Source organism: Pseudoalteromonas sp. DY56-GL22 (assembly GCF_041414715.1).
Classification (GTDB): Bacteria; Pseudomonadota; Gammaproteobacteria; order Enterobacterales; family Alteromonadaceae; genus Pseudoalteromonas; species Pseudoalteromonas simplex.
Genome location: NZ_JANHZR010000023.1, coordinates 1 through 2,447, shown reverse-complemented (window position 1 = coordinate 2,447; position 2,447 = coordinate 1). Strand labels below are relative to the sequence as shown.

The 2,447-nt window shown below is 40.1% G+C and carries 2 protein-coding genes; one reads left to right on the top strand and one right to left on the bottom strand.

Annotation, left to right across the window (positions count from 1 at the left end):
* The first annotated feature begins 319 nt into the window (after window positions 1-319).
* Window positions 320-1,738 carry an amino acid carrier protein gene (locus tag NO991_RS20505; RefSeq protein WP_371352348.1) on the top strand — a complete coding sequence of 473 codons (1,419 nt, stop codon included), beginning with the start codon at window positions 320-322 and terminating at the stop codon, window positions 1,736-1,738.
* Window positions 1,739-1,755: 17 nt separating this feature from the next.
* On the opposite strand, the gene NO991_RS20500 is transcribed toward NO991_RS20505, so the two are convergent.
* Complete coding sequence (locus tag NO991_RS20500) at window positions 1,756-2,202, bottom strand: hypothetical protein (RefSeq protein WP_371352347.1); 447 nt, start codon at window positions 2,200-2,202, stop codon at window positions 1,756-1,758.
* Window positions 2,203-2,447 lie beyond the last annotated feature (245 nt).

The following is a 2,447-nucleotide window of genomic DNA, read 5'->3' as shown; positions in this document are numbered from 1 at the left end:
CAACACTTAATTTTAAACTTTCTTTTTAGACCGTTTTAAACCGAAGTTTTACTTAACTCTCTGTCACTTTGTTCAGCACCTTTCGTTGCTGCCCGCCGTGTCAGTGGATGCGCATTATAGGGAGATGGATTTTTAACGCAAGCACTTTTTGAAGGTTTTTTTGAATATTTTCAAATTAATCACATACCCACCAAATGCAAACAAGTTACCCACAAACACCTGTGGATAACTGATGTTTTTTAGCAGAATAACTAAACTCTCCTCGCTTGTTATGGTAACTTGCGCCGCAGATTTTCCACTCGCTCACAAGGCAAGAAAAATGACAGACATTATAAATAGTATAAGTGGTCTCCTTTGGGGTCACATTCTGGTTTACCTTTTAATAGCTGCGGGGCTATTTTTCACTCTTCGACTCGGTTTTATTCAATTCACTCAATTCCCACATATGATCAAAGTGATGTTTCAGAGCCGCCAAGGTTCTGGTGATGGCATTTCTTCATTCCAAGCTTTTTGTACTTCTTTAGCTGCGCGAGTTGGTACGGGTAATATGGCAGGTGTTGCCGTTGCACTTTATTTAGGCGGTGCCGGTGCAATTTTCTGGATGTGGCTTATTGCATTAATAGGTATGGCGACAAGTTTTGCCGAGAGTACCCTTGCTCAGGCATATAAAACGGTCGATGAAGATGGCAACTTTCGTGGTGGCCCTGCTTATTATATGGAATATGGGTTAGGTAAACGCTGGATGGGTGTGATCTTTTCTCTTTGCCTTATTCTTGCTTTTGGCTTGGTATTTAATGCTGTTCAATCAAACTCTATTGCTGCTGCATTTAATGTTGCATTTGGTATTCCAAACTATGTTGTAGGCATCGGCTTAGTATTAGGGTCAGGTATTATCATTTTTGGTGGCTTAAAAACTATTTCACGTTTTGCAGAAATGGTTGTGCCATTTATGGCGCTGGCTTATTTGTTAGTTGCACTTTATGTATGTGCCATAAACTACGATTTATTACCTAATGTATTTATGCATGTTATTAATAGTGCCTTTGGTATCGAGCAAGCGGGTGCGGGTGCAATAGGTTATGGTGTAATGCAGGCCATGATCCAGGGTATTAAGCGTGGCTTATTCTCTAATGAAGCTGGTATGGGTAGCGCTGCAAATGCTGCTGCAACGGCAACACCTAACCCACCGCACCCAGCCTCACAAGGTTATGTACAAATGCTCGGCGTATTTGTAGATACAATTATTATATGTACTGCAACTGCAGCCCTTATTTTATTATCACAACAGCTTATACCTGATTCAGGTGTGACTGGCATTGCGTTAACACAAGCTGCCCTTGAAGAACATGTTGGTAGCTGGGGTGCCACCTTTGTTGCAATTGCAATTTTGTTTTTTGCATTTACCTCGATTGTTGCTAATTATTCTTATGCCGAAACCAATTTATTGTTCTTAGAGCATAACCATGCATCGGGTATGTTGATCTTCCGATTACTGGTACTTGGTATGGTGATGTTTGGTGCGCTTGGAGAATTACCATTAGTTTGGACCCTTGCCGATGTCTCTATGGGTCTAATGGCTATCGTTAACGTCATCGCTTTGTTTATGTTATCGGGCGTCGTTATTTGGCTCGCGAAGGATTACAACACCCAACGTAAGGCAGGTAAATTACCTACTTTTGATCCTTCGCAAAACAAAAAGCTAGATCAAACCATTCCTAAAGGCGCATGGCGTGAATAATCTAGTTAAGTAAATTCTTATTTAGGGAGCGTTTGTGCTCCCTTTTTTGTATTTGTTAACTTTTCGAAAACAGACAATATGAATGTAATTTGTTGCTCGTTAAGTTTGGGCTCAAGCTTAGTAACAAGCTGCCCTTTAATTTGCGCTTTTAATGCTTGCTTTTGCTCTGCGGTTAATAATGGCTGCGATTGTTGCTGATAAGATTGCACAGCAGTGAGCATATCCATCACCACGTCATTATCAAAATCGGTTAGCGCTGCTTTGGCATTACTAATTACTTGTTCTGATTTATCGAAGACCGTCGATACTTTATCAACAAGCACGCTCACCTCATGAATTTTCAGAACGTCGTTAATGTTCGACATAATAATCGCAACAGGAATAAGTACTAACGAGATCGCTAGACAAAGACCAAATACGGCGCCTACCCAGAACTGATTTAAGCCACGTTTAAATTGCTCCATTCTCTTTCATTGATCCTATTTAGTGAATTCAGTAGTGCTGAAAACTTGAAAACGCATTTGCTTATTTAAAAGACTAAGGAAACTATAGAGCTATTTTGGCAATAAAAAAATAGTTAGATGAGGTTATAAAAAGAAATATAAATGAAATAAAGAAGAGGTATTTTATATAAATGGTGCCCGGGGCCGGACTTGAACCGGCACGCTGTTACCAGCGAGGGATTTTAAATCCCTTGTGTCTACCAATT

Bases quoted from the DNA above. Each gene is read 5' to 3' on its own strand.
- NO991_RS20500 (WP_371352347.1), bottom strand. From the start codon at position 2,202: ATGGAGCAATTTAAACGTGGCTTAAATCAGTTCTGGGTAGGCGCCGTA.
- NO991_RS20505 (WP_371352348.1), top strand. From the start codon at position 320: ATGACAGACATTATAAATAGTATAAGTGGTCTCCTTTGGGGTCACATT.